Source organism: Streptomyces sp. NPDC015532 (assembly GCF_043078065.1).
GTDB lineage: Bacteria > Actinomycetota > Actinomycetes > Streptomycetales > Streptomycetaceae > Streptomyces.
Window position 1 is genome coordinate 1 of record NZ_JBIBSY010000028.1, and the last position, 20,136, is coordinate 20,136.

Below are 20,136 nucleotides of genomic sequence, written 5' to 3' on the forward strand. Positions count from 1 at the left end.
TGGGCCGGCACGGACAGGGTCACGATCTGCATGTTGACCTTGCGCAGCCGGTCCACGAACGGCACGACCATGGTGAAGCCGGGAGGGCGGACCTCGGAGCGCAGCCTGCCGAGCCGCAGCACCACGCCCCGTTCGTACTGTTTGACGACGCGGGCGGCGGCCGCCGTATAGGCCAGCCCCACGAACACGACGGAGACTCCCGCCGCCACCAGTTCCTCGACCATCACGGCCCCCCAGGGTCCGACGTGGCGCACCGGGCGTGTACAGCGTGCGCTTCGAAGGTAGACCCCTCACCGGAGCAAGGGCGAGCCCCCGCACGCCGGTTGCGTGCGGGGGCTCGCCGGTTGGTCCGCCTGCCGTGGGTCCGGTCGCGCGGAAACCCGTGGGGGGTGCCGGCCCTGTGGGTCGACGAGTCGACGAACGGCCGGTCCGTCGCGCGACCGGACGGTCAGCCGACGCTCACGCCGTAGTAGCTGAGCGCCTCGGTGACCGGCTGGAAGAAGGTCGTACCGCCGGAGGTGCAGTTTCCGCTGCCTCCGGACGTCAGACCGTAGGCCACGCTGCCGCCGTACAGAGGACCGCCACTGTCTCCGCCCTCGGCGCAGACCGTGGTCTGGATCATGCCGTAGACGACGTCACCACTGCCGTAGTTGACCGTGGCGTTCAGCGCGGTGACCCGGCCGCTGTGCGTACCGGTGGTCGAGCCGCGCCGGTAGACCGTCGTGCCCACGCTGGGCGTGGCCGCGCTGCTGATCGTCTGGCTGCCGACCGCACTCGGGTGCGCGACCGTGGTGCTGGTGTACTTGACCAGCGCGAAGTCGTTGGTCGGGAAGCTGTAGCTGACGTTCGTGCCCAGCTTCGTGGTCTGGCCCGAGTTGGAGTACCAGGTGGAGGCGACCTCACCGCAGTGGCCGGCGGTCAGGAAGTAGTAGGTGCTCCCGCTGTGCACGTTGAAGCCGAGCGAACAGCGGTAGCCACCGCCGTAGATGGCGTCGCCGCCGGTGATCAGCTTCTTGAAGGTGCCCGGGGTGTGCTTGATGGTGAGCGCGGCCGCGTTGCCGCCCGCTTCCTGCTTGATCTTCGCGATCTCCGCCTTCGAGACCGTGCTGTCGACGGTGACGACCACACGGTTCGTCTTGGCGTCGACCGCCCAAGCGGTGCCCGCGATGTCGGACTTGAGTACCGACTGCTTGGCACTGCTCAGCTGGGTGGCGCTGAACGTCTGGGCGTCGGACGCGTTCGCGCTGGGGACCGCGAACGCTGCGGCGGCGACGAGTCCGGTGGTCACGGCGATCAGCCGACTCCGTCTCGCGATGCCACTGCGGGGGGTTGTGCGCTTGATCCTCACGTTTCATTCCTCCGAAGGGAAGTAAGGGGCCCCGGGTAGTGGGGTCGGGACCCGTGAGGCGCAGCCGGGAGCCGCCCGTCCGGATTCCGGACAAGCCATGCCCCTGACAAGCGCTGAGGGGGAGTATTCGGCTGTGCGGCCGACAGGCGCAAGGGCGCCTTTCGGCCGTGCAGCGTTCAACTTGCCCTCATCCAACGGAGGTTGATCATCGGACCACTCAAGGCGCCGGATTTCCCGCGCGTCGCCAGGAGACCCGGGGGCCTCAGCCCAATCGGCGCTCCCCCGCGGCGACGGCCACGCGCAGCGCATTTCCGGGCGGCGGGAACGGGCAGACGAAATGGTCGGCGAACGCGCACGGCGGAAGCACGGTCCGGTTGAAGTCCACCGTCGTACGCCCCTCCGCGTCGGGCGCCGCGGGGCGCAGGAAGCGGAAGCGGTAACTGCCGTCCCCGCTGGTGGTGTCGGCGAAGACGGCCCACAGCGTGCCGTCGCTCTCGACCGACACCTGGAGGGTGAGGTCCTGCCCGTCCAGGGTGAAGGCGAGGACGCCGCCGAGGGCGAGCCCGCGGGTCACTCCGTCGGCGTTCTCGACGCGCACGGTACGGCCCTCGCCGTAGGGGGTGAAGTGTCCGGGCACCGCCCAGCGCGCGTCGTACGGGGTCGCCTCGATGCCCGCGAAGGCCTTCCGGGTGGGCGCGTCGGGGTCGTAGACGCGTACGCCCCAGATCCCCTCGCGCACCAGAACGACGAACCGCCGCTCCCCGCGCGCGACCCGGGCCCCGCCGGCCCCTCCGTAGTCGGCGTCCAGCACGATGTCGCCGGTGAAGGGCTCGCCGTCGACCGTGAGCCCTTCCTCGGCGACCGCCGTCAGGACCACTTGCTCGTCCCTGAGCGCCCATTGCCCGGGAGTGTCCGGAAGTCGCCCTTCCGGATAGTCCTCGATCCAGTGGGTTCCGGTGAGCGCGAGCGGTCCGTACGGCGCGGACACCGTCGTCACCCGGTGCTCCTGCCAGTGCTTCCAGTCCTCGGATGCGTCCGTCGTCATGTGATCAACCCTTCCACACGGGCGGCCCGGCCGGGCCGAGGTGCGAGCGCGACGCGGTGCCGCCCTCACAACCCGCAGTCACAGCACGAGCAGCACTCACAGCACTCGCAGCACTGGCACGCCTCGCAGCAATTGCAGTCGCAGTCGTTCAGACACCCTTCGCGCTTCTTGCGCGACCACGGACCCTCGTACTGATCGGCGCAGCACATCTTGCAGGTGCAGCACAGTCCGACGGCGGCGGCGCAGCCGGCCCAGAAGCCGCGCTTTCCCGGGCCGGGTGGCGGGAAGGACGGGCCGCCGCCGAAGGGGTTGCCGCCACCGGTGTACGGATTGCCGCCGTGCTGGGGCGGCCCGAAGGAGCCCTCGGGTCCGAGCAGGACGGCGGAGCCCGGCGCGTCGAGGAGCCGGCCGGACCCGGGAGAACCGAGGGAGCCGTGCGGTCCGTGCGATCCGTCCTCCGCGTGCCCGCACCCCGACGTCCCGAACGCGCGGTCCACCGAGCGGCCCAGTTCGTGGACGAGCAGCACGTGCGCCAGCCGGCCGTCGGTGAACTCGGCCTCCCGCAGCGCGAGCCGTATCCCGTGCAGGGCGTCGTCGGCGAGCCGACGGGCCTCGGTGAGCGAGGTCCCGGTGGCCGCGAGCGGGTTCCAGGCTCCCGACGCGGCGTCAGTTTCCCTGTCCTCGACGGCGTCCAGCAGATGAGCGAGCCGTCCGAAGAGCCGCCCGGCCTCGGCGAGCGGAGCGGCGTTGCCGGGGCGGCCCGCGAGGACGGCGGTGTACGAGAAGGCGGCGGCGGTGGCGGTCTCGGTGGGTTCGGTGACGGTCAGCAACGGCGTTCCCGGCCCGGCCAGCGCCTCGATCCCGACCTGCCGGTCCACCGCGTCGACGAGCACGGCCGTGTCGAAGCCGACGGCGGTTCCCGTTCGCGCCCCGGCCTTGCCCCAGCTCGCGGCCACCCGGCGCGCGGCGATCGCGACCGGCTTGCGCGCCAGGAGTCCGTCCCCGTCGGCGACATGGTCGCGCACCTTCGCCGAGGCGAGGACCAGCGAGACGGCGGCGGCGAGCCGCGCGCCCTCGCCCTGCGCGACGGAGGCGGTCCGCATGCCGCGCAGCGGACAGGGGCCCGCCGTGCGCCGCCCTCCCGTCGCCCGCCCGGCCTGAGCCTCCGTCAGAACCGATATCAGCAGGCCGTCATAGTTGGTGACCACCCGCGCGAACTGACCGTGGTCCCCGCGCAGCGCGAGACAGAGTCCGCACAGATGCGCCATCCACTGCGTCTTGAGCCCCTCACCGAGACGGTGGCTGCAAGGCCTCACGATTCCGAACACGACATTCCCCCGTGACCCGTACGACATTGAGGTCCGGCATCGTATCGACCCTCCCGTTCACCCGTACGCACCGCTCGTCACCCGGTCGCCGCGAGAAATCATATTTCACTCTCAGTCAGCAGCCTTACCCCGTACGACCCTTGGGGGGCGCGGGCTCTCGACGGATTCGCTGTGCACCAGTACCGTCACGAAACCCCCACGCGGCGTCTATCCACTTGGCGCGACATCCGCATCATGGACGACCATGGGGATGCGGAAGCACGAAAGACCGCTGTGAGAGGAGGCGTCCATGGGATCGGTGCGCAAGGCGAGTGCCTGGCTTGGCCTCGTCGACGACAACGATGACGAGCGTTACTACGACGACGACTACGCCGAGGGTCAGGACTCCGGCGACGCCTGGGTCACCGACCCTCGCGTGAAGGTTGCTTCCGAGACGGCGGAGGAGAAGGGCCGCCGGATCGGCACGGTCACCCCGGACAGCTTCCGGGACGCACGCGGTATCGGCGAACTCTTCCGGGAGGGCGTCCCGGTCATCATCAACCTCACGTCCATGGAGGCCGCCGACGCCAAGCGCGTGGTGGACTTCGCGGCCGGCCTGACCTTCGGCCTGCGCGGCACCATCGAGCGGGTGGCGACCCGGGTCTTCCTGCTGACCCCGGCGCATACGGAGATCGTCAGCGGCGACGCCGCGGGCCGTCAGGCGGACGGTTTCTTCAACCAGAGCTGAGGCAGGGCCGCTCACCGGCCCTGCCCGGCCGGGGCTTCACACGCGGGACCGTCACCGGAAGGCGTCGAGCCCGGTGAGCGCCTTGCCCAGCACGAGCTGATGCATCTCGACGGTGCCCTCGTAGGTGAGCACCGACTCCAGGTTCGTGGCGTGCCGCATCACGGGGTATTCGAGCGAGATCCCGTTGGCACCGAGGATCGTGCGCGAGGTACGGCAGATCTCGATGGCCTCGCGTACGTTGTTGAGCTTTCCGAAGCTGATCTGCTCGGGGCGGAGCCGTCCCGCGTCCATACGGCGGCCCAGGTGGTGGGCGAGCAGAATCCCCTTGTGCAGTTCGAGGGCCATGTCGGCGAGTTTGGCCTGGGTGAGCTGGAAACCGCCGATGGGGCGCCCGAACTGCTCACGCGTCCTCGCGTACGCGAGGGCGGACTCGAAGCTGGACCGCGCCGCGCCCATGGCGCCCCACACGATCCCGTACCGCGCGTGCGAGAGGCAGCCGAGCGGGCCCTTGAGGCCGACGACGTCGGGCAGGACGGCGTCGGCCGGCAGCCGCACGTCGTCGAGGACGAGCTCGCTGGTCACGCTCGCCCGCAGGGACCACTTGTGCTTGATCTCGGGGGCGGAGAAGCCGGGCACGTCGGTGGGCACGACGAATCCGCGGATGCCGTCGTCGGTCTGCGCCCAGACGACGGCGACACCGGCGACGGACCCGTTGGTGATCCACATCTTGCGCCCGTTCAGGACCCAGTCCCCGCCGTCGCGCTTGGCGTGCGTCCGCATGGAGGCGGGGTCGGAACCGTGGTCGGGCTCGGTCAGTCCGAAGCACCCGATGATCTCGCCGGAGGCCATGCGCGGCAGCCACGTGAGCTTCTGCTCCTCGCTGCCGAACCGGTGGATGGCGTACATGGCCAGGGAACCCTGGACCGAGACGAGCGAACGGATCCCGGAGTCGGCCGCTTCGAGCTCCAGGCAGGCGAGGCCGTACTGCACGGCGCTGGCCCCCGCGCACCCGTACCCCTGGAGCGACATGCCGAGGGCGCCGATCCCGCCCAGCTCCCGCGCCAGTTCCCGGATGCCGGGCAGCTCGCCCTTCTCGTACCACTCGGCGACGTACGGCAGCACCCGGTCCGCGGCCCAGCTCCGCACGGTGTCACGGACGGCCAGCTCCTCCGCGTCCAGCAGGTCGTCGATCCCGAGCGGGTCGGCGGGGTCGAAGGGCGGCAGCTTCGAGGACGCGGACATACGACAGCCTCCGGCAAGGGGTGATAACTAGCAGCGCTAGTTATGGATCTCGGCCCGACGTTACGACGCAGTGTCCCGCAAGTCCAGGGCACTTCCGCACACCACCCGGGGAGCCCGGCCAGGCCGACCGGCCCAGGGGGCGACCGGGGAACGACCCGGGGAAGGACCGGGGAACGACCGGCGGGCGGGTTCGCCGTTGCGGCACCGGTCCACGCCGGAGGCCCTGGCCCGGAGCGAACCGGACCGGAGCGGACCGGGGAACCTAAGCGGAGACGCGGGTCTCGGCGGTCCCGGCGGCGTCACGGGGACCCGGAATGCCGGCGGGATCCGGCGTGGAGGCCGGGACACCGACGACGCCTGCCGCGGGGCCCGGGATCTCGGCGGGAGCCGGGAGGCCGGCGGCGTCCTTCGCGGGAGCCGGGATCGCGGTGGTGCCGCAGTCCATGACCCGCGGCAGCCGCAGCGCCATCACGGCACCGAGCAGCAACAGGCCGGCGCTCACCAGCAGGGTCACGTGCAGTCCGTGCACGAAGGAGTCCCGGGCGGCCTGCCGCAGGGCACCGCCGGACGCGCCGCCGAGCCGGTCGGCGACCTGGTACGCCTCGCCCAGCGAGTGTCCCGCCGCCGCCGAATCGGCCGCCGGGACCCCGGGGACGGACGACAGCCCGGGCGCGTACGCCGCGTTCATCACGCTGCCCAGCAGCGCGATCCCGATCCCCGCGCCGAGCTGGTACGAGGTCTCGCCGATCGCCGCGGCGCCGCCCGACTGCGCCTGCGGCGCCTCGCTGAGCATGGACTCGTACGCCCCGAAGAGCGTGGTCTCCAGGCCGAAGCCCAGCAGCACGAAGCCGAAGAGCAGCAGCCCGGCGTTGTCGTTCCGGCCCATCGCGGTGAGCGTGACGACGGCCGTCGCGGTGAGACAGAACCCGAAGGAGACCATCGCGCGCGGCCCGAACCTGCGCAGCAGTTTCGCCCCGGCGAGACCGGCGGCCATCGCCGCGATGGTGAGCGGCAGCAGCCGCAGCCCGGTCTGGAGCGGCGACAGACCGAGCACGAGCTGGAGGTACTGCGCGGCGATCAGTTCCAGGCCCACCAGGGCGAGCATGGCGAGGACGATGCACCCCACCGACGTGCTGAAGGCGGGACGCGCGAACATGCGCAGATCGACCAGGGGATGCGCGCGCCGACGCTGCCGCCGCACGAAGGCGGCCATCAGCACGGCGCCGACGAGCAGCGGCACGAGGGTGAAGGGGCTGAAGGGCGCCTCGCCACCGCCGAGGCGCTTCACGCCGAGGACGACTCCGAACAGACCGGCGGCGGCCATGAGCGCGCCGGCCACGTCCCAGGGGCCCTCGCCGTTGCCGCGGGACTCGGGCAGCAGCAGCCGTCCGACCGGCAGGCTGACGATCATCAGCGGAATGTTGACGAGGAAGACCGATCCCCACCAGAAGTGTTCGAGGAGGAAGCCGCCGAGGAGCGGTCCGACCGCGGCGCCCACGGCGGCGACGGCGCTCCAGATGCCGATCGCGAGCGCCCGCTCGCGCCGGTCGGGGAAGACCTCGCGCAGGATCGACAGCGTGGCGGGCATGATCATGGCGCCGCCGATGCCGAGCAGGGCGCGGGCGCCTATCAGAAGCTGCGCGTTCCCGGAGAAGGCCGCGATGCCGGAGGCGACGCCGAAGAGGGCGTAACCGAGGAGGAGGACCCGCCGTCGGCCGATCCGGTCACCGAGGGTGCCGAAGAGGATGAGGAGCGAGGCGCAGACGAGCGGATAGACGTCGACGATCCAGAGCAGTTCTATCGCGCCGGGATTCAGGTCCTCGGTGACGGCGGGCACCGCGACGTGGAGCACGGTGGCGTCGAGGGCGACGAGCAGCAGGCTGACGCACAGGACGACGAGGACGACCCAGCGGTTGGCACCGGCTCCGGTCTCCCGACGGCATCGCGCAGCGGCCGTGGTCGTCCCGGACATGTACGTACCTCCAGAGATTCCCTCGCGTTCTGCGGATCCGCAGGGTGGGGACTCCCTGGGGCTGCGGCCCGGAGAGCGGAATCCCGGGCCCACGCAACAAAGGCGAGTGAGCCGTCAGCGTACGCGAGTTCTCGCCGGTGACACGTGGCGGACCTCTCACGTTCGCCGGCCGGGTGTGTGGCGTACGCCACGCCGTCCGCAGGTCGTCGTGCCCCGCGGCCCGCCGGTTCCGCGGGTCCGCAGATAATCGAGCCCGTGACCGAACCGGAGAGTCCCGCCGCGGCGCCCCGCTGGGGCGCCCTGCGCCGAGCCGCGCCCGCACTGCTCGGGTACGCGGCGGTGCGCGCCCTGGGCATCGTCACGCTCGCCGTGTGGAGCGCGGCGAGCGGCGGGAGCGCCCACCGGCTGCTGTCGATGCGCTGGGACTCGCTCTGGTACACGAGGGTCGCCGAGCTCGGCTACGGCTACGAGGTCCGCCTCCCGAACGGTGACGTGCACGCGAATCTCGCGTTCTTCCCGTTGCTGCCCTGGCTGGAGCGGATCGGCCACGCGGTGACACCGCTGTCGTACGCGGACGCCGGGCTGCTGGTCGCCGCGGTGTCCTCGCTCGCCGCGGCCTGGGGGATCTTCGCGGTCGCCGACCACGTCCACGGCCGCCGGGCCGGGGTGTGCGCGGCGCTGGTGTGGGCGGTCCTGCCCGTCGGCATCGTGCAGTCGATGGCGTACAGCGAGTCACTGTTCACCGCGCTCGCCGCGTGGTCCCTGTACGCGGTGCTGAACGGCCGCTGGCTGACCGCGGGGCTGCTCGCCGCGTTCGCCGGACTGACACGGCCCGTGGGAGCCGCGGTGGCCGCCGCCCTGTGGGTGGCGGCGATTAGCTCGTTCGTGGGAGAACACCGGCGCGGCGGAAGCACGCCCCGGACGGACGGCGCGCGCCCGTGGCGGCGCGCCCTCGCCATGATCATCGCGCCACTGGGCGCCGCCGGTTACGTGCTGTGGGTGGGGCGGCGCACGGGCGGGGGCCCGCTCGGCTATCTCGACGTCCAGGCGGGGTGGCGCAACGGCTTCGACGGCGGTTACGCCTTCGGGCGCTTCGTCGCCGACAAGTTCACCTCGTTCCCGTCCGCCCTGGCCGGTGTCGCCCTGATCGCCGGAGTCGTGCTGGTCCTGTGGCTCTACGTGACAGGCGTACGCCAGGGACAGCCGCCGGCCCTCCTGGTCTACACCGGGATCGTCGTCGCGCTCGCGCTGTGCGCGTCGAGCTACTTCGGCTCGAAGCCGCGCCTGCTGCTCCCCGCCTTCCCTCTCCTGTTCCCTCTCGCCAGGGCCCTGGCAAGGTTGCGTACCTCCAGGTCAGCACTGGTCCTCGGGGGCGTCGCGGTGGCCTCGGCGGTGTACGGGGCCTTCTGGCTGAACGGCTCGGGACCCCCCTGACCCGCCCGGCGGCACCCCGCGCGGGACCGGTGAGCGGGCGGCGAATTCCACGCCATCACCCGGTGAACGAATATAAAAGTGCCATAAACGCGAAGGCTCTCGGAGATCAATGGAATTGAAGGCTCCGCGGTCACGGGATTAGCGATTCATTGGAAATGAACATGATCCTGAGAGGAATCCCACATCACATCGTCATCACAAACCGAGTGAATCGGCCTGGAACGCAGCTCACTCGCTGTAACGTCGATTGAGTGCGTACCGAACGAAACCTCACCCGTCTGGACCGGGTCTTCGCCCGGCTGGACCGTGAGCCGGAACGACCGGCCCACATCGATGTGCCGAAGATGAGTCGGCACAGGGTTGTCCTCTTCGCGGCGACCCTGGCCTTCTATCTGGCGATCGTGTGGGCCGTGGCGATCACGTCGTGGCTGGTCCGGTTCGACTGGCAGGTCATGTTCTTCCGGCCCTACCAGCAGTGGCCGGAGATCCACGCGTTCCTGGACTACTACGTGGTACTCGGCCAGCGCGGCCCCACCGCGGTGATGGTCGCCGCGTGGCTGGGCTGGCGCTCCTGGCGTCAGCACACCCTGCGCCCGCTGCTCACCCTGGGCGCGTCCCTGCTGCTGCTCAACATCACGGTCGGCGCCGCGAAGCTCGGCATGGGCCGTCTCGGTCCGCACTACGCCATCACCATCGGCTCGAACGAGATGGGCCTGGGCGGCGATATATTTCCTTCGGGCCACACCGCCAACGCCGTCGTGACCTGGGGAATCCTGGCCTATCTGGCGTCGACCCCGAGAGCCAGACGCTGGCTCTCGGCGCTGTCCGCCGTGACCTCGCTGGGTGTCGGCCTCACCACCGTCTACCTGGGTACGCACTGGCTGAGCGATGTCCTGCTGGGCTGGGCCGCGGGCCTGCTGATCCTGCTGGCGCTGCCCTGGTGCGAGCCGCTGATCGCGCGCTCCGAGGCCGGGATCTTCGCGCTTCGCGATCTGTGGCGCACCCGTCCGGGCCGTACCGCGCCCGCGCCGGCGCCGGCCCCCTCCCCGGTCCCCGCACCGGTCATGTCCCCGCAGGCCGCCTCGGTGGACAGCGAGATGCCGGCCCGTGGAGCCGCCGTCCCCCGTCCGCCCAGATCCCCCGCGCACCTGGCCCCGGGCCCGCACACCGCCCGCTCGGAACGCACCCCGGTGACACCGGCGGGCAGTCGCCGTCCGGCGCACCCGGACCGCCCGCCCCACCCCGACCGTCCGGCGCGCGCGGCCGCCGCGACGGCCCGCCCGCTGACCGGCGGCTGAGAGCCCGTCGACGGACGGCCGAGAACCGCGGGGCCGGTACGCACGGCCTCTCCCCGCACAGTGAAGGCCCCCGGCTCGTCGAGCCGGGGGCCTTCGCACGTCGTGGCGTGACACCAAGGCCTGCCGTCCGGATCAGGCGGCGGCGGGCGGGGCAGGGCAGGGCGCTCAGCCCTTCCAGCAGCGCGTCACCGTGCCGTCCGTGACCTCGAAGTTGAGCCGCCCCACCAGGTACTCCATGGTGATGATCGCGCCGTGGGGCAACGAGCGGACCGTCGGCCAGCCGTGCTCCTGCGCGCGCTCCCGCGCGCTGCTCACCTCCAGCCCGACATAGCTCTCCGGACTGTCCTGCGGTTCTGGGCGAGAGGGGGGAATGGGTGCCATGACCGCCACGTTAGGCGGCACGCCCCGGCGGTGGAAGCCCGGTCGGCGACGAAGCGTCACCTGTCCCCCGCCGGTCACGCTTCTGTCACAGGATCACGACACGTGTTTCGCCGAACTCGATCACCCGTATGAACGGCTCGTTCCGTGTTCCGCACGCCTTCGAACGTAATTCGGAGTCACCCTCCGGGCGTCCCGAATAACCCTGCGAAATGGGCGGAGCGGGGGACAGGCGGATGCTCGGCGGCGGCTTTTGCATTCCGGTCCGCTCCGATTCCGGCACGCGCCGCGGAAGCTGACGCCGCATAGGAAATACACGCTTCGATCACAGAACCCCCGCACGGCCGCCGTCCGCGCCCGGGACTTCCGCTACGGCACGCGGACCGTGACCGGCACCCCCTCGGGACCCGGCTCCCCGGGACCCTGCTTCTGCGGCCCGGGCTCGGCGGGACCCGGCCTCTCCAGTGCCCGGGACAACCGGTCCCGGGCCGTCCTGATCGCGTCGCCGAGTTCGGCGGGCTCCAGGATCTCGAACTCGAAACCCATGAGCATCACGTGGATGACCATGACATCGAGGCTCGCCGCCCCGGTGCGCAGGACGCAGCTGTCCTGTCCCGAGGCCTCCAGGGTCCCGGCCGAGGGCGAGATCCGCGCGGCGGCCTCCTCCAGCGGCACCAGCAGCCGGACGACGGCGTTCGTGGCGTAGGCGCCGGTGGAGACACCCTTGGAGACGTACTCGGCCAGATTCTCGGCCGGTGGCGTACGGGGCGTGAAGCGCGGTCCGTGCGGTGGCCGGGGCGTGACGCGGTCGGCCCGGAACGTACGCCAGCCGTCGCGGTCGACGTCCCAGGCGACCAGGTACCAGCGGTGCTCGGTGCACACCAGCCGGTACGGCTCGACGGTACGGCGCGTCGAGGAGCCCGCGTGATCGCGGTACTCGAAGCGCAGCCGCTCGCCGTCACGGCAGGCGTTGGCCAGTTCGGTCAGGACGGCGGGGTCGACGGCGGAGGTCCCCGGACCGCGCAGCATCGGCACGGTGAAGGCGTTCAGCGCGCCGACCCTGCGCCGCAGCCGGCCCGGCAGGACCTGTTCCAGCTTGGCGAGCGCGCGGACGGAGGACTCGCCGATGCCCTCGATGCCCTGCCCAGCTGCCGTGCGCAGCCCTACGGCCACCGCGACGGCCTCGTCGTCGTCCAGGAGCAGCGGCGGCAGCTCGGCCCCGGCGCCGAGCTGGTATCCGCCGCCCGTACCCGGGCTGGCGTTGACGGGATAGCCCAGTTCGCGCAGCCGCTCCACGTCACGGCGGACGGTGCGCGCGGTGACGCCCAGCCGCCCCGCGAGGTCCGCGCCGGACCACTCGCGGTGGGCCTGGAGCAGTGAGAGCAGACGCAGCAGTCGTGCGGATGTCTCCAACATGCCGCCGAGTCTGCCAGCGCTTGCGGACAGTGGCTGTCCGCAAGCACCGGGGAAATTTCCCGGGGGGTGCCTCAGGGGCGGTAGGCGATCTGCGGTACGTCGAAGCAGTTCGTGTTCATGTCGCCCTGGGTGACCCAGCCCCTGCCGTCGCGCCAGCGGGCCACCGAGAGACAGGTCCGGCGGGTGCTGGGCGGCTCGGCCGTCCGCTCGTAGGTGACGGGGAGCAGCAGTCCGCCCGCGGTGTAGGGCGTGCCCCGGTTCATGAACGCGTCGACGCACGCCCGGGTGATGCCCGTCCGGACGCAGGACTTCGCCGCGTCCGTGAACCACCGTGCCGCAGCCCAGCCCTCCAGCTGCCACTGGGAACGGGTCGGCAGGGCCTTGGTCGCGTCACGGAACGCCCGTACGGCGGCGTCGCCCGTGTCCTCGTAGTTCCGGCTCGACCCCGTGGCCCACAGCGCGTTGCGGCAGCGCGGCGCGTCCTTGTAGTCCTCGGGCACGGTGGACGTCCAGTTCTGGACGTTGGTCACCTTGGCGGTGACGTGGGCGCCGACCTGGTCCATGGCCTTGCACAGCAGGGCGTTGCCGTGGGTGTCGACGGCGTCGAAGACGAGGTCGGCGCCCTGCGCCTTCAGGTCGGCCGCGGCGGCGCGGAAGTCGGGCAGCGCGAAGTCGACCTGTTCGGTGACGACCCGGTAGCCCTCGGCCCTGAGTCCCCGGGCGACCAGCCGGGCGTAGGCGGCGGAGGCGGACTGGTTGTAGGAGACGACAGCGGCCGTACGCGCTCCGTGGACGCGCTTGAAGTAGCGGTAGACCTCGGTGCCGCCGTAGAGCTCGCCGTTCCAGCCGGGCGTGCCGTCGCGCGGCGCGAGGCTGCCGTAGATCCCGTACAGATGCGGATAGGTGTCGTACGCGGCGCCGATGGGCTGGCCGCCGATGTCGGGCACGCCCGCGCGGGACACCTGGGCGGCGCCCGCGTAGTCGAACGCGGTCGTGGCGACGAGGGCGACGACCTTGTCCTGGTCGATCAGCCGGCGCACGCAGGCGCTGTTGCCGACTCCGCTGCCGCCGTCGTCACACAGCCGCACCTCGACCGGCCGTCCGTCGATGCCGCCCCGGGCGTCGAGCCGGTCGAACCAGGCCTTCGCCCCGTCACGCGGTCCGGTGAACGCGGAGGCGCCGACGGGGCTGGTGGCGCTGCTGATGATGCCGACGCGGATCGGCTCGGCGGATTCCCGGGGCGCGGGCGTGGCGCGGTTCTCGAAGTCGCTCTCGGGGAGCCGGCTGCCGCAGGCCGTGCCGAGCAGGAGCAGCAGGCCCGCGACGGCGGCGCCGGTCGCTGTGCGCCGCACCGCTGATCAGCAGCCCGGGAGGGGACTCGACGACCCGTTGCCGCTCAGCTGCACCAGCGCGCAGAGCGTCTTCACGGAGACCTTCCAGGTGCCGTTCTGCTCGACGGCCGTCCCGGAGGCGTTCGGCAGGGCGGTGGCACCCTTCAGGGTCAGCGTGTAAGTCACGTTCGCCTCGGTCGGCGAGGTGAACTCGATCTTCTCCACCTTCGCCTTCACCTGCTGACCGCGCTGGTCGCCGTTGAAGCCCTGGATCACCGGGCCCATCTGGTCGCCGTTCTCCAGGACGGCCTGCTTCTCCTTGGCGGAGACGGCCGGGTCGAAGAACTTCTCCCAGTTCTGCTTGATCTCCTGCTGGGCCGCAGCCGGGTCGGCCGGAGCCGTGGCGGTCTGCACGCTGGTGGACTGTGCCGCCGAGGGTGTGGGCGACGCGGAACCTCCGCCGCCGTTGTCGTCGCTGCACGCCGTGAGGGTCGCGGCGAGGACGAGTACCGCCGCCACCGCCACTCCTCCGGCGTTCCCCCGCCTGAGGTCGCTCCCGAGAACCATCTGGCTCACCACCGGGTGTCGGTCCGGGCCAAGAGCGCCCGGTGCTTTCAGGGTCAGCTTCCAGAAGGCATAGTGCAAGCCATCGGCTGACATGGACAGATACCCGACGTGTGGGAGTCCGGATGCGGACAGCTCGACTGCGGAGCGTGCACCCCGTCCTGTGGGCCGGCTGGGCCGCGCTGGCCGCCGGTGCGGTGCTGTGCGTCATCGGCTGGTACGGCATCTCGGGTGAGCGGTACGCGGAACGTCAGCTGCCCTACCTCGCGTCCTGCACGGTGCCCGGTGCCGCGCTGATCATCGCCGGCGCGGTGCTGCTCGCCCATGGACGCAACGCCTCGGCCTCGGCGCGCGTCGAGGAGCTGTACGGGCTGCTGGTGGCGGCCGGGGCCGCCGACGCCGAGGAGCCGGGAGCGGCGGCGGCCGGGCCCGTGGCCGTCAGCCGGGACCTCCTCATGGTGCCCGGCGGCACCCTGTACCACCGCGCGGACTGCCCGTTGGTCGCCGGGAAGCCGGAGGCCCTGCCGGCCGACTCGCGCGTCCTCGCGAGCGGGGACCTGGGACCGTGCCCGATCTGCGAGCCCGACGCCGAGGACGCCCCCTCCACCGCTGAGCCGCCCTCCCCCGCCGCCTCGGGAGAGCCCCTCGCCGAACGGCCGGCCGTGCTCGATCCCCCGTCCCCGCCCGATGGCCCCACCGCCCCCGGGCGTCCCTCCGCCGGTCCCGGCGACTGAGGTCCTCGCCGATGTCCTCGCTGACGTACGACCTCACCCTGGCCGGTCTCTCGATCGGCGGTGCCGCCGCGCTCACCGGGATCGGGCTGATCGTCACGTACCGCGCCACCGGTGTGCTCAACTTCGCGCACGGCGCGATCGCGATGGTGTGCGCGTATCTGCTGCGCCAGTTCACGGTCGAGTGGGGCTGGCCGCTCGCGCTCGGCGCGTCGGTGACCCTGCTGCTGGTGGCCCCGGCCATCGGGATGGTCCTGGAACGCTTCGTCTTCCGGCCGTCGGCCCTGCTCGGCGGCGACCCGGCGCGGACCCTGGTCGCGAGCATCGGGGTCTTCGTGCTGCTGGTCGGCGGGGCGGCGCTCGTGTGGGGCACCGGGGCGCGGGCGGACGCGCCGACGCTGGTGTCGGCGGATCCGTGGGGGCAGCTCGCGGTGGCCGTCCTGCTGGCCACGGGTGTGGGCGCGGTGACCCGCTGGACCCGCTTCGGCACGGAACTGCGGGCGGTCGTCGACGACCGGCCGCTCGCGGTGCTCGGCGGAATCGACGCGGACCGGGTGGCCGCGGCGGGCTGGGCCTTCGGCTCGTTCACGGCGGGCCTGACGGGCGTGCTCCTGGCGCCGTACGTGCGGCTGGACCCGTACGGCCTGCCGCTGCTCGTCATCGAGGTGATGGCGGTCGCGGTGGCGGCCCGGATGCGCAGTCTCCCCGTGGCGATCGTGGCCGCGCTCGGTATCGGGGTGGCGCAGAGCCAGCTGACCCGGCTGCATCCCACGGGCTGGGCGGAGCCGCTGCTCCAGGCGGTCGGCGCCAACCTCTTCGTGGTCGCGCTGCTCGTCGCCGCGCTCGTCCTGCCCGGCATCGGCACCCGTGACGCGCTCCCGCGCCCGGCGGCGGTCCGGGCGGCGACGCCGCCCGGGGCCCGGGCCGTGGCCGTCGTGCTGTTCCTGCTGCCGCTGGGGTTCGCGGGCTCGGACCTGCACACGTCGGTGCAGGTGCCCGCGCTCGGGGTCGTCCTGCTGTCGCTGGTCGTGGTCACCGGCCGCGGCGGCCAGATCTCGCTGGGGCAGGCCGCGTACGCCGGTCTGGGCGCCCTCTTCACGGCGCTGCTGGCGGCCGGCCGCTTCCCGGGTCTACCCCGGCTGCCGGAGCTGGCCGCGCTGGCGGTGGCCGTGCTTCTGGTGGCCCCTCTCGGTGTGCTCACCGGGTGGCCGGCGATCCGACGGCACGGTCTGGCGCTCGCGGTGGCCACCTTCGCGGTGGGTGTGGGCGTCAGCCGGTTCGTCTTCGCGCAGCCGTACGCGGTGACCGGTCTGTCCCTGGACCGCCCGGCCGGATTCGGCGGCGACCGCGCGTACTACGTACTCGAACTCGTCCTGCTGGCCGCCGCCCTGCTCGCCGCGCACACGCTGCGCCGGGGCCGGACGGGCCGGGCCCTGGCCGCGATGCGGGATCATGAGGCGGGCGCGTCGGCGGCGGGTGTCCGTGTCCCGGCGCTGAAACTGACCGCGTTCGTCGCGGGGGCCGCGCTGGCCGCGCTGGGCGGCGGCATGCTCGGCATGGGTCTGCGTGCCTTCGACGCCGCCCAGTACGACCCGGTCCGCAGTCTGCTGTGGTTCGCGGCGGTCGTCGTGCTGGGCGCCGACAGTGTCCTCGGGGCGCTCGTCGCCGCGGCGCTGCTGGTCGGGCTGGACGCGGGGGCCAGGGGTGGGGTGGCGGCCGCGCTGATCGGCCTCCTCGCCGTCCTCGTCGGCCGCTTCCCCGAGGGCCCGTACGAGGCCCTGCGCACGGCGGCGTCCCGGCTCCGGCTCCGCCCCCGGGCGACCCTGACCCCCGTGGGCGTCAGGGTCCGCCGGCACCTGCGCACCGCCGACGCGGGGCGGCCCCGGGCACCGGCCACCGCGGGCGCCCCGGCGACGGCCGGCCCCGACCGGGAGCCGGAGCGCCACCCGTCCCTCACACCGACCGGCACCGACCGGCGAACCGGACCACACCCGAGGCCCGCCGCGCCGACCGGCACCCACCGGGAAACCGGACCACACCCAGAACCCACCGCATCGGCCGACGTCGGCCGGGAAATCGGACCACGCCCGGAACCCACCACACCGGCCGACGCCGACCAGGAAACCGGACCACGCCCAGAACCCACCGCACCGGCCGGCGTCGGCCGGGAAACCGGGCCCCGCCCAGAACCCACCGCACCGGCCGGCGTGGACCGGCGCACCGGACCACGCCCGGAACCCACCGCACCGGGTGATGTCGGCCGGGAAGCCGGGTCGCGCCCCGGGGCCGACGCGGGAGTCGCGTCCTCGGGTGGGTCCGGGGCGGGAAGGCGGGTGGTCGCCGGGACGGGGCCGGTGCGGCGGGCGGTCATCGGAGCCGGCCGGCGGGCCGGGGCGGACACGCACCCGCTGGCCACCCGTCGGCTCCGCCTCGACTACGGCGGGTTCACCGCACTCGACGGGGCGACTCTCGACGTCCCGCCGGGCCAGGTCACCGCGGTCGTGGGGCCCAACGGGGCCGGGAAGAGCACCCTGTTCCACTGTCTCGCGGGCACGCTGCGCCCCTCGGGCGGACAGGTGCTGCTCGGAGGGCGGGACATCACACGGCTCGCGGCGCACGCGCGGACGCGGCTGGGGATCGCGCGGACCTTCCAGCAGCTGGCGGTCTTCCCGTCGCTGACCGTGGCCGAGAACGTGCGCGTGGGCGCCGAGCAGGGCCGGACCGCGGACCCGGGGGCGACGGAGCGCGCGCTGCGGCTGCTCGGGCTGGACGGGCCGGTGCGGTCGCTGCCCGCGGCGGGGCTGCCCACCGGGACGCTCCGGCGCGTCGAGCTGGCCCGGGCGCTCGCCGGCAGCCCCCGGGTGCTGCTGCTCGACGAGCCCGCGGCCGGTCTCGACACCGGCGAGGTGGCCGCCCTGGCCCGGGTCCTGCGGGCGCTGGCCGCGGACGGCATGGCCCTCCTGGTCGTGGAGCACGATCTCGACCTGGTCGCCGACCTGGCGCACACCGTGCACGTCATGGCGGCCGGACGGATCGTCGCCTCGGGTCCCGCCGACCGCGTCCTGGACGGGAGCACCGGCGGATGACCATCGCCCTGCGCGCAGCGCGCGTACGCTACGGCCCCCTGGAGGCCCTGCACGGCGTGAGTCTGGCCGCCCCCGGTCCCGGCCTCACCGTGCTGCTGGGCCGCAACGGCTCCGGCCGTACGACCGTGCTGCGCGCCCTCGCCGGGACCGTGCCGCTGGCGGCCGGCGCCGTCGTCTGGGACGGCGCCGACGTGACCCGCCTGCCCGCGTTCGAGCGGGCCCGGCGCGGACTGTGCCTCGTCCCGGAGCGCCGGGCGGTGTTCGGCTCCCTGACGGTCCGGGAGAACCTGGAACTCGGGGCGGCCGGCCTCGCCGCCGCTCTGGAGGCCTACCCGCGGCTGGAGCCGCTCCTCCCCCGCCGGGCGGGCACCCTCTCCGGCGGCGAACAGCGCATGCTGGCCCTCTCCCGTGTCCTGTCGGCCCGCGCGCGCGTGGTGCTCGTCGACGAGCCCGCGCAGGGCATGTCGCCGGCGGTCGCGGCCCGGACGTACGCGCTGCTGGGCGCTCTCGACGCGTGCGTGGTGATCGCCGAGCAGCGGCTGCCGCCGGCTCTGCGGGAGCGGGCGGGCCGGACGACGTACGTGCATGAACTGCGCCGTGGCGCGGTCGTGTTCAGCGGAGAGGCCACCGAGTCGGCGGCGCGGAGCGGTGAGTCACCGGGTTCAGGGGCGGGCCGAACAGGGCGGGGCCGCCGGTACGGGAGGCGCCCGCCGGCTTCGGGATGACGAGCTGGAGGCCCTTGGCCAGCCGGTCGGGGCTGGCGCCGATCTTCTTCTTGTTGACGGTGTAGAGCGTCTGCCAGCCGCCTGTCACCCGGTACTTGCGGGCGATCGACGCGAGCGTCTCGCCCGTCTTCACCACGTGGAAGGGGCCCTGGAGGCCGTAGGACCTGGAACATTCGGGCCAGGCGCCCCAGCCCTGGACGGCCAGCACCTTCTTGGCGACCTTGATCTGCTGGGCGCGGGTGGCGAGATCGGCGCGGGGAGCGTAGGCGAGCCCGCCGAACCGGACCCAGGTGGGCTGCCAGAACTGGAGCCCGCCGTAGTAGCCGTTCCCGGTGTTCGCGTGCCAGCGGCCGCCGCTCTCGCACTCGGCCAGACAGGTCCAGGGCCACTCGTCGTTCGCGCAGTCGAAGGCACCTCGGGCGGACGCGGGACCCGGGAGCGGGGGCGGTGCCGCGGCGGCCGCCTCGCCGGGGCCGAGGGCGGCCAGTACGGCGGCGACCACGGCCGCGTACCGCGCACGTCCGTTCGGCGGCCGGGAAGCGGTTCGGGTACTCGGCGGAATCCGCCTGGTCGGCATGAAGGACATCGGGCCACGCTAAGCAGCGCGTCCCGCTCGGCCGCCCAGCCCGCGCCCGGCACGCCCGGGGCCCCACCCGGTCGGAGGACCGGGCGGGGCCGAGGGACTGCCGTCCGGATCGTGCGGCGGGACGCGGGGCAGGGCACCGCGCCTCGCGCCACCCGATCCGGACGACGGACCCCCGCGCCCGGCGCTGGGGCGAGCGTGGCTCAGATGTCGAGCCGCTGGCCGGGCACGATCAGGTCCGGATCCCCGCCGATCACGGACTCGTTGGCGGCGTAGATCTTCCGCCAGGTGGTCCCGTGCCGCGCGGCGATGACACTCAGGGTGTCGCCTTCGCGGACGGTGTAGTCACCGCGGGACGAGCCGCGGCCGACGTGGCCCGGCGTACGGGCCGGCGTCTTCGCCGGTTCCCGCTTCGCCGGGACGGACCGTGTCGCCGGCTTCGAGGCCGACCCGGTGCCCGCGGATCCGGCGGCCTGCCCGGAACCCGAGGAGCCGGGCGCGTTCCCGTAGGCCCCGGCGCGGGCCGAGCAGGTGGGCCAGGCCCCCCATCCCTGTGCGCTCTGAACCTTGGTCGCGATGGCTATCTGCGCGCTCCTGGAGGCCCTGTCGGCGGTCGGCGCGTACGCCGTGCCGCCGTAGGCGCGCCAGGTGCCCGCGGAGAACTGGAGCCCCCCGTAGTAGCCGTTGCCGGTGTTGATGTGCCAGTTACCGCCGCTCTCGCACTGGGCGATGCGGTCCCACACTCCACTGTCGGCCGCGGCGGCTTCGCCGGTCGCGGCGAGCAGTCCGAGCGGGGCGAGCAGTGCCGCCCCGGCGAGGACCGCCGCCGTACGTGTCTTGTTCGCCGTACGAGCCTTGTGACCGTTCCCGTGAGTGCTGTCGGCACATGCGGACATGTATTTCCCTCTCGAAACACCCGGGGTCCCCC

At 72.9% G+C, this 20,136-nt stretch carries 17 protein-coding genes and 1 pseudogene; 6 read left to right on the forward strand and 12 right to left on the reverse strand.

What is annotated here, in order from left to right; all coding sequences use genetic code 11:
* From ACF07B_RS41820 to ACF07B_RS41835, 4 genes are all read right to left on the reverse strand, one after another.
* A partial coding sequence (locus ACF07B_RS41820; RefSeq protein ID WP_392182802.1) for an SPFH domain-containing protein occupies nucleotides 1–224 on the reverse strand: 224 nt, incomplete at its 3' end.
* Between the two features lie 224 nt (nucleotides 225–448).
* Nucleotides 449–1,348: a S1 family peptidase gene (locus tag ACF07B_RS41825; RefSeq protein ID WP_326788668.1), complete on the reverse strand. Its 900-nt coding sequence runs from the start codon at nucleotides 1,346–1,348 to the stop codon at nucleotides 449–451.
* A 262-nt stretch (nucleotides 1,349–1,610) separates the two neighbouring features.
* Nucleotides 1,611–2,393: a DUF1684 domain-containing protein gene (locus tag ACF07B_RS41830; protein ID WP_392182803.1), complete on the reverse strand. Its 783-nt coding sequence runs from the start codon at nucleotides 2,391–2,393 to the stop codon at nucleotides 1,611–1,613.
* Between the two features lie 65 nt (nucleotides 2,394–2,458).
* Complete coding sequence (locus tag ACF07B_RS41835) at nucleotides 2,459–3,721, reverse strand: DUF5685 family protein (protein WP_392182804.1); 1,263 nt, start codon at nucleotides 3,719–3,721, stop codon at nucleotides 2,459–2,461.
* Nucleotides 3,722–4,010: 289 nt separating this feature from the next.
* On the opposite strand from ACF07B_RS41835, the gene ACF07B_RS41840 reads away from it, so the two are divergent.
* Complete coding sequence (locus tag ACF07B_RS41840; protein WP_369485775.1) at nucleotides 4,011–4,448, forward strand: cell division protein SepF; 438 nt, start codon at nucleotides 4,011–4,013, stop codon at nucleotides 4,446–4,448.
* A gap of 51 nt (nucleotides 4,449–4,499) precedes the next feature.
* Here ACF07B_RS41840 and ACF07B_RS41845 read toward each other — a convergent pair whose 3' ends face one another.
* Nucleotides 4,500–5,690 (reverse strand): acyl-CoA dehydrogenase family protein, encoded by a 1,191-nt coding sequence (locus ACF07B_RS41845; protein WP_369485774.1) that lies wholly within the window; start codon nucleotides 5,688–5,690, stop codon nucleotides 4,500–4,502.
* 262 nt (nucleotides 5,691–5,952) lie between these two features.
* On the reverse strand, nucleotides 5,953–7,662 hold the full coding sequence (locus ACF07B_RS41850; RefSeq protein WP_392182805.1) for an MFS transporter: 1,710 nt from the start codon (nucleotides 7,660–7,662) through the stop codon (nucleotides 5,953–5,955).
* A 255-nt stretch (nucleotides 7,663–7,917) separates the two neighbouring features.
* Between ACF07B_RS41850 and ACF07B_RS41855 the strand changes: the two genes are divergently transcribed.
* Complete coding sequence (locus ACF07B_RS41855; protein WP_392182806.1) at nucleotides 7,918–9,096, forward strand: glycosyltransferase family 39 protein; 1,179 nt, start codon at nucleotides 7,918–7,920, stop codon at nucleotides 9,094–9,096.
* Between the two features lie 251 nt (nucleotides 9,097–9,347).
* On the forward strand, nucleotides 9,348–10,394 hold the full coding sequence (locus tag ACF07B_RS41860; protein ID WP_392182807.1) for a phosphatase PAP2 family protein: 1,047 nt from the start codon (nucleotides 9,348–9,350) through the stop codon (nucleotides 10,392–10,394).
* 165 nt (nucleotides 10,395–10,559) lie between these two features.
* Here the strand turns inward: ACF07B_RS41860 and ACF07B_RS41865 are convergent, their stop codons facing one another.
* The 4 genes from ACF07B_RS41865 to ACF07B_RS41880 all read right to left on the reverse strand — a co-directional run bounded on the left by ACF07B_RS41865 (nucleotide 10,560) and on the right by ACF07B_RS41880 (nucleotide 14,086).
* Nucleotides 10,560–10,775, reverse strand: a complete 216-nt coding sequence (locus ACF07B_RS41865; RefSeq protein WP_369486637.1) for a proteinase inhibitor I78 — start codon at nucleotides 10,773–10,775, stop codon at nucleotides 10,560–10,562.
* 366 nt (nucleotides 10,776–11,141) lie between these two features.
* On the reverse strand, nucleotides 11,142–12,188 hold the full coding sequence (locus tag ACF07B_RS41870; protein WP_392182808.1) for a helix-turn-helix transcriptional regulator: 1,047 nt from the start codon (nucleotides 12,186–12,188) through the stop codon (nucleotides 11,142–11,144).
* 71 nt (nucleotides 12,189–12,259) lie between these two features.
* Complete coding sequence (locus ACF07B_RS41875) at nucleotides 12,260–13,540, reverse strand: ABC transporter substrate-binding protein (RefSeq protein ID WP_392182809.1); 1,281 nt, start codon at nucleotides 13,538–13,540, stop codon at nucleotides 12,260–12,262.
* 6 nt (nucleotides 13,541–13,546) lie between these two features.
* Nucleotides 13,547–14,086 (reverse strand): hypothetical protein, encoded by a 540-nt coding sequence (locus ACF07B_RS41880; RefSeq protein ID WP_392182810.1) that lies wholly within the window; start codon nucleotides 14,084–14,086, stop codon nucleotides 13,547–13,549.
* Nucleotides 14,087–14,208: 122 nt separating this feature from the next.
* On the opposite strand from ACF07B_RS41880, the pseudogene ACF07B_RS41885 reads away from it, so the two are divergent.
* The 3 genes and pseudogenes from ACF07B_RS41885 to ACF07B_RS41895 all read left to right on the forward strand — a co-directional run.
* Nucleotides 14,209–14,679, forward strand: a pseudogene (locus ACF07B_RS41885) (hypothetical protein); the annotation flags it as partial.
* A gap of 149 nt (nucleotides 14,680–14,828) precedes the next feature.
* Nucleotides 14,829–17,900: an ATP-binding cassette domain-containing protein gene (locus ACF07B_RS41890; RefSeq protein ID WP_392182811.1), complete on the forward strand. Its 3,072-nt coding sequence runs from the start codon at nucleotides 14,829–14,831 to the stop codon at nucleotides 17,898–17,900.
* Entirely contained in the window at nucleotides 17,897–18,625 is a 729-nt protein-coding gene (locus tag ACF07B_RS41895) for an ATP-binding cassette domain-containing protein (protein WP_392182812.1), read from the forward strand. The genes ACF07B_RS41890 and ACF07B_RS41895 overlap by 4 nt, the downstream gene beginning before the upstream one ends.
* On the opposite strand, the gene ACF07B_RS41900 is transcribed toward ACF07B_RS41895, so the two are convergent.
* Together ACF07B_RS41900 and ACF07B_RS41905 are read right to left on the reverse strand one after the other, a co-directional pair.
* Nucleotides 18,513–19,211 (reverse strand): transglycosylase family protein, encoded by a 699-nt coding sequence (locus ACF07B_RS41900; RefSeq protein ID WP_392182813.1) that lies wholly within the window; start codon nucleotides 19,209–19,211, stop codon nucleotides 18,513–18,515. The genes ACF07B_RS41895 and ACF07B_RS41900 overlap by 113 nt on opposite strands.
* Nucleotides 19,212–19,411: 200 nt before the next feature.
* The gene (locus tag ACF07B_RS41905) at nucleotides 19,412–20,104 is read right to left on the reverse strand and encodes a transglycosylase family protein (RefSeq protein ID WP_392182814.1); all 693 of its coding nucleotides are present in this window, start codon (nucleotides 20,102–20,104) and stop codon (nucleotides 19,412–19,414) included.
* Between the last annotated feature and the right edge of the window lie 32 nt (nucleotides 20,105–20,136).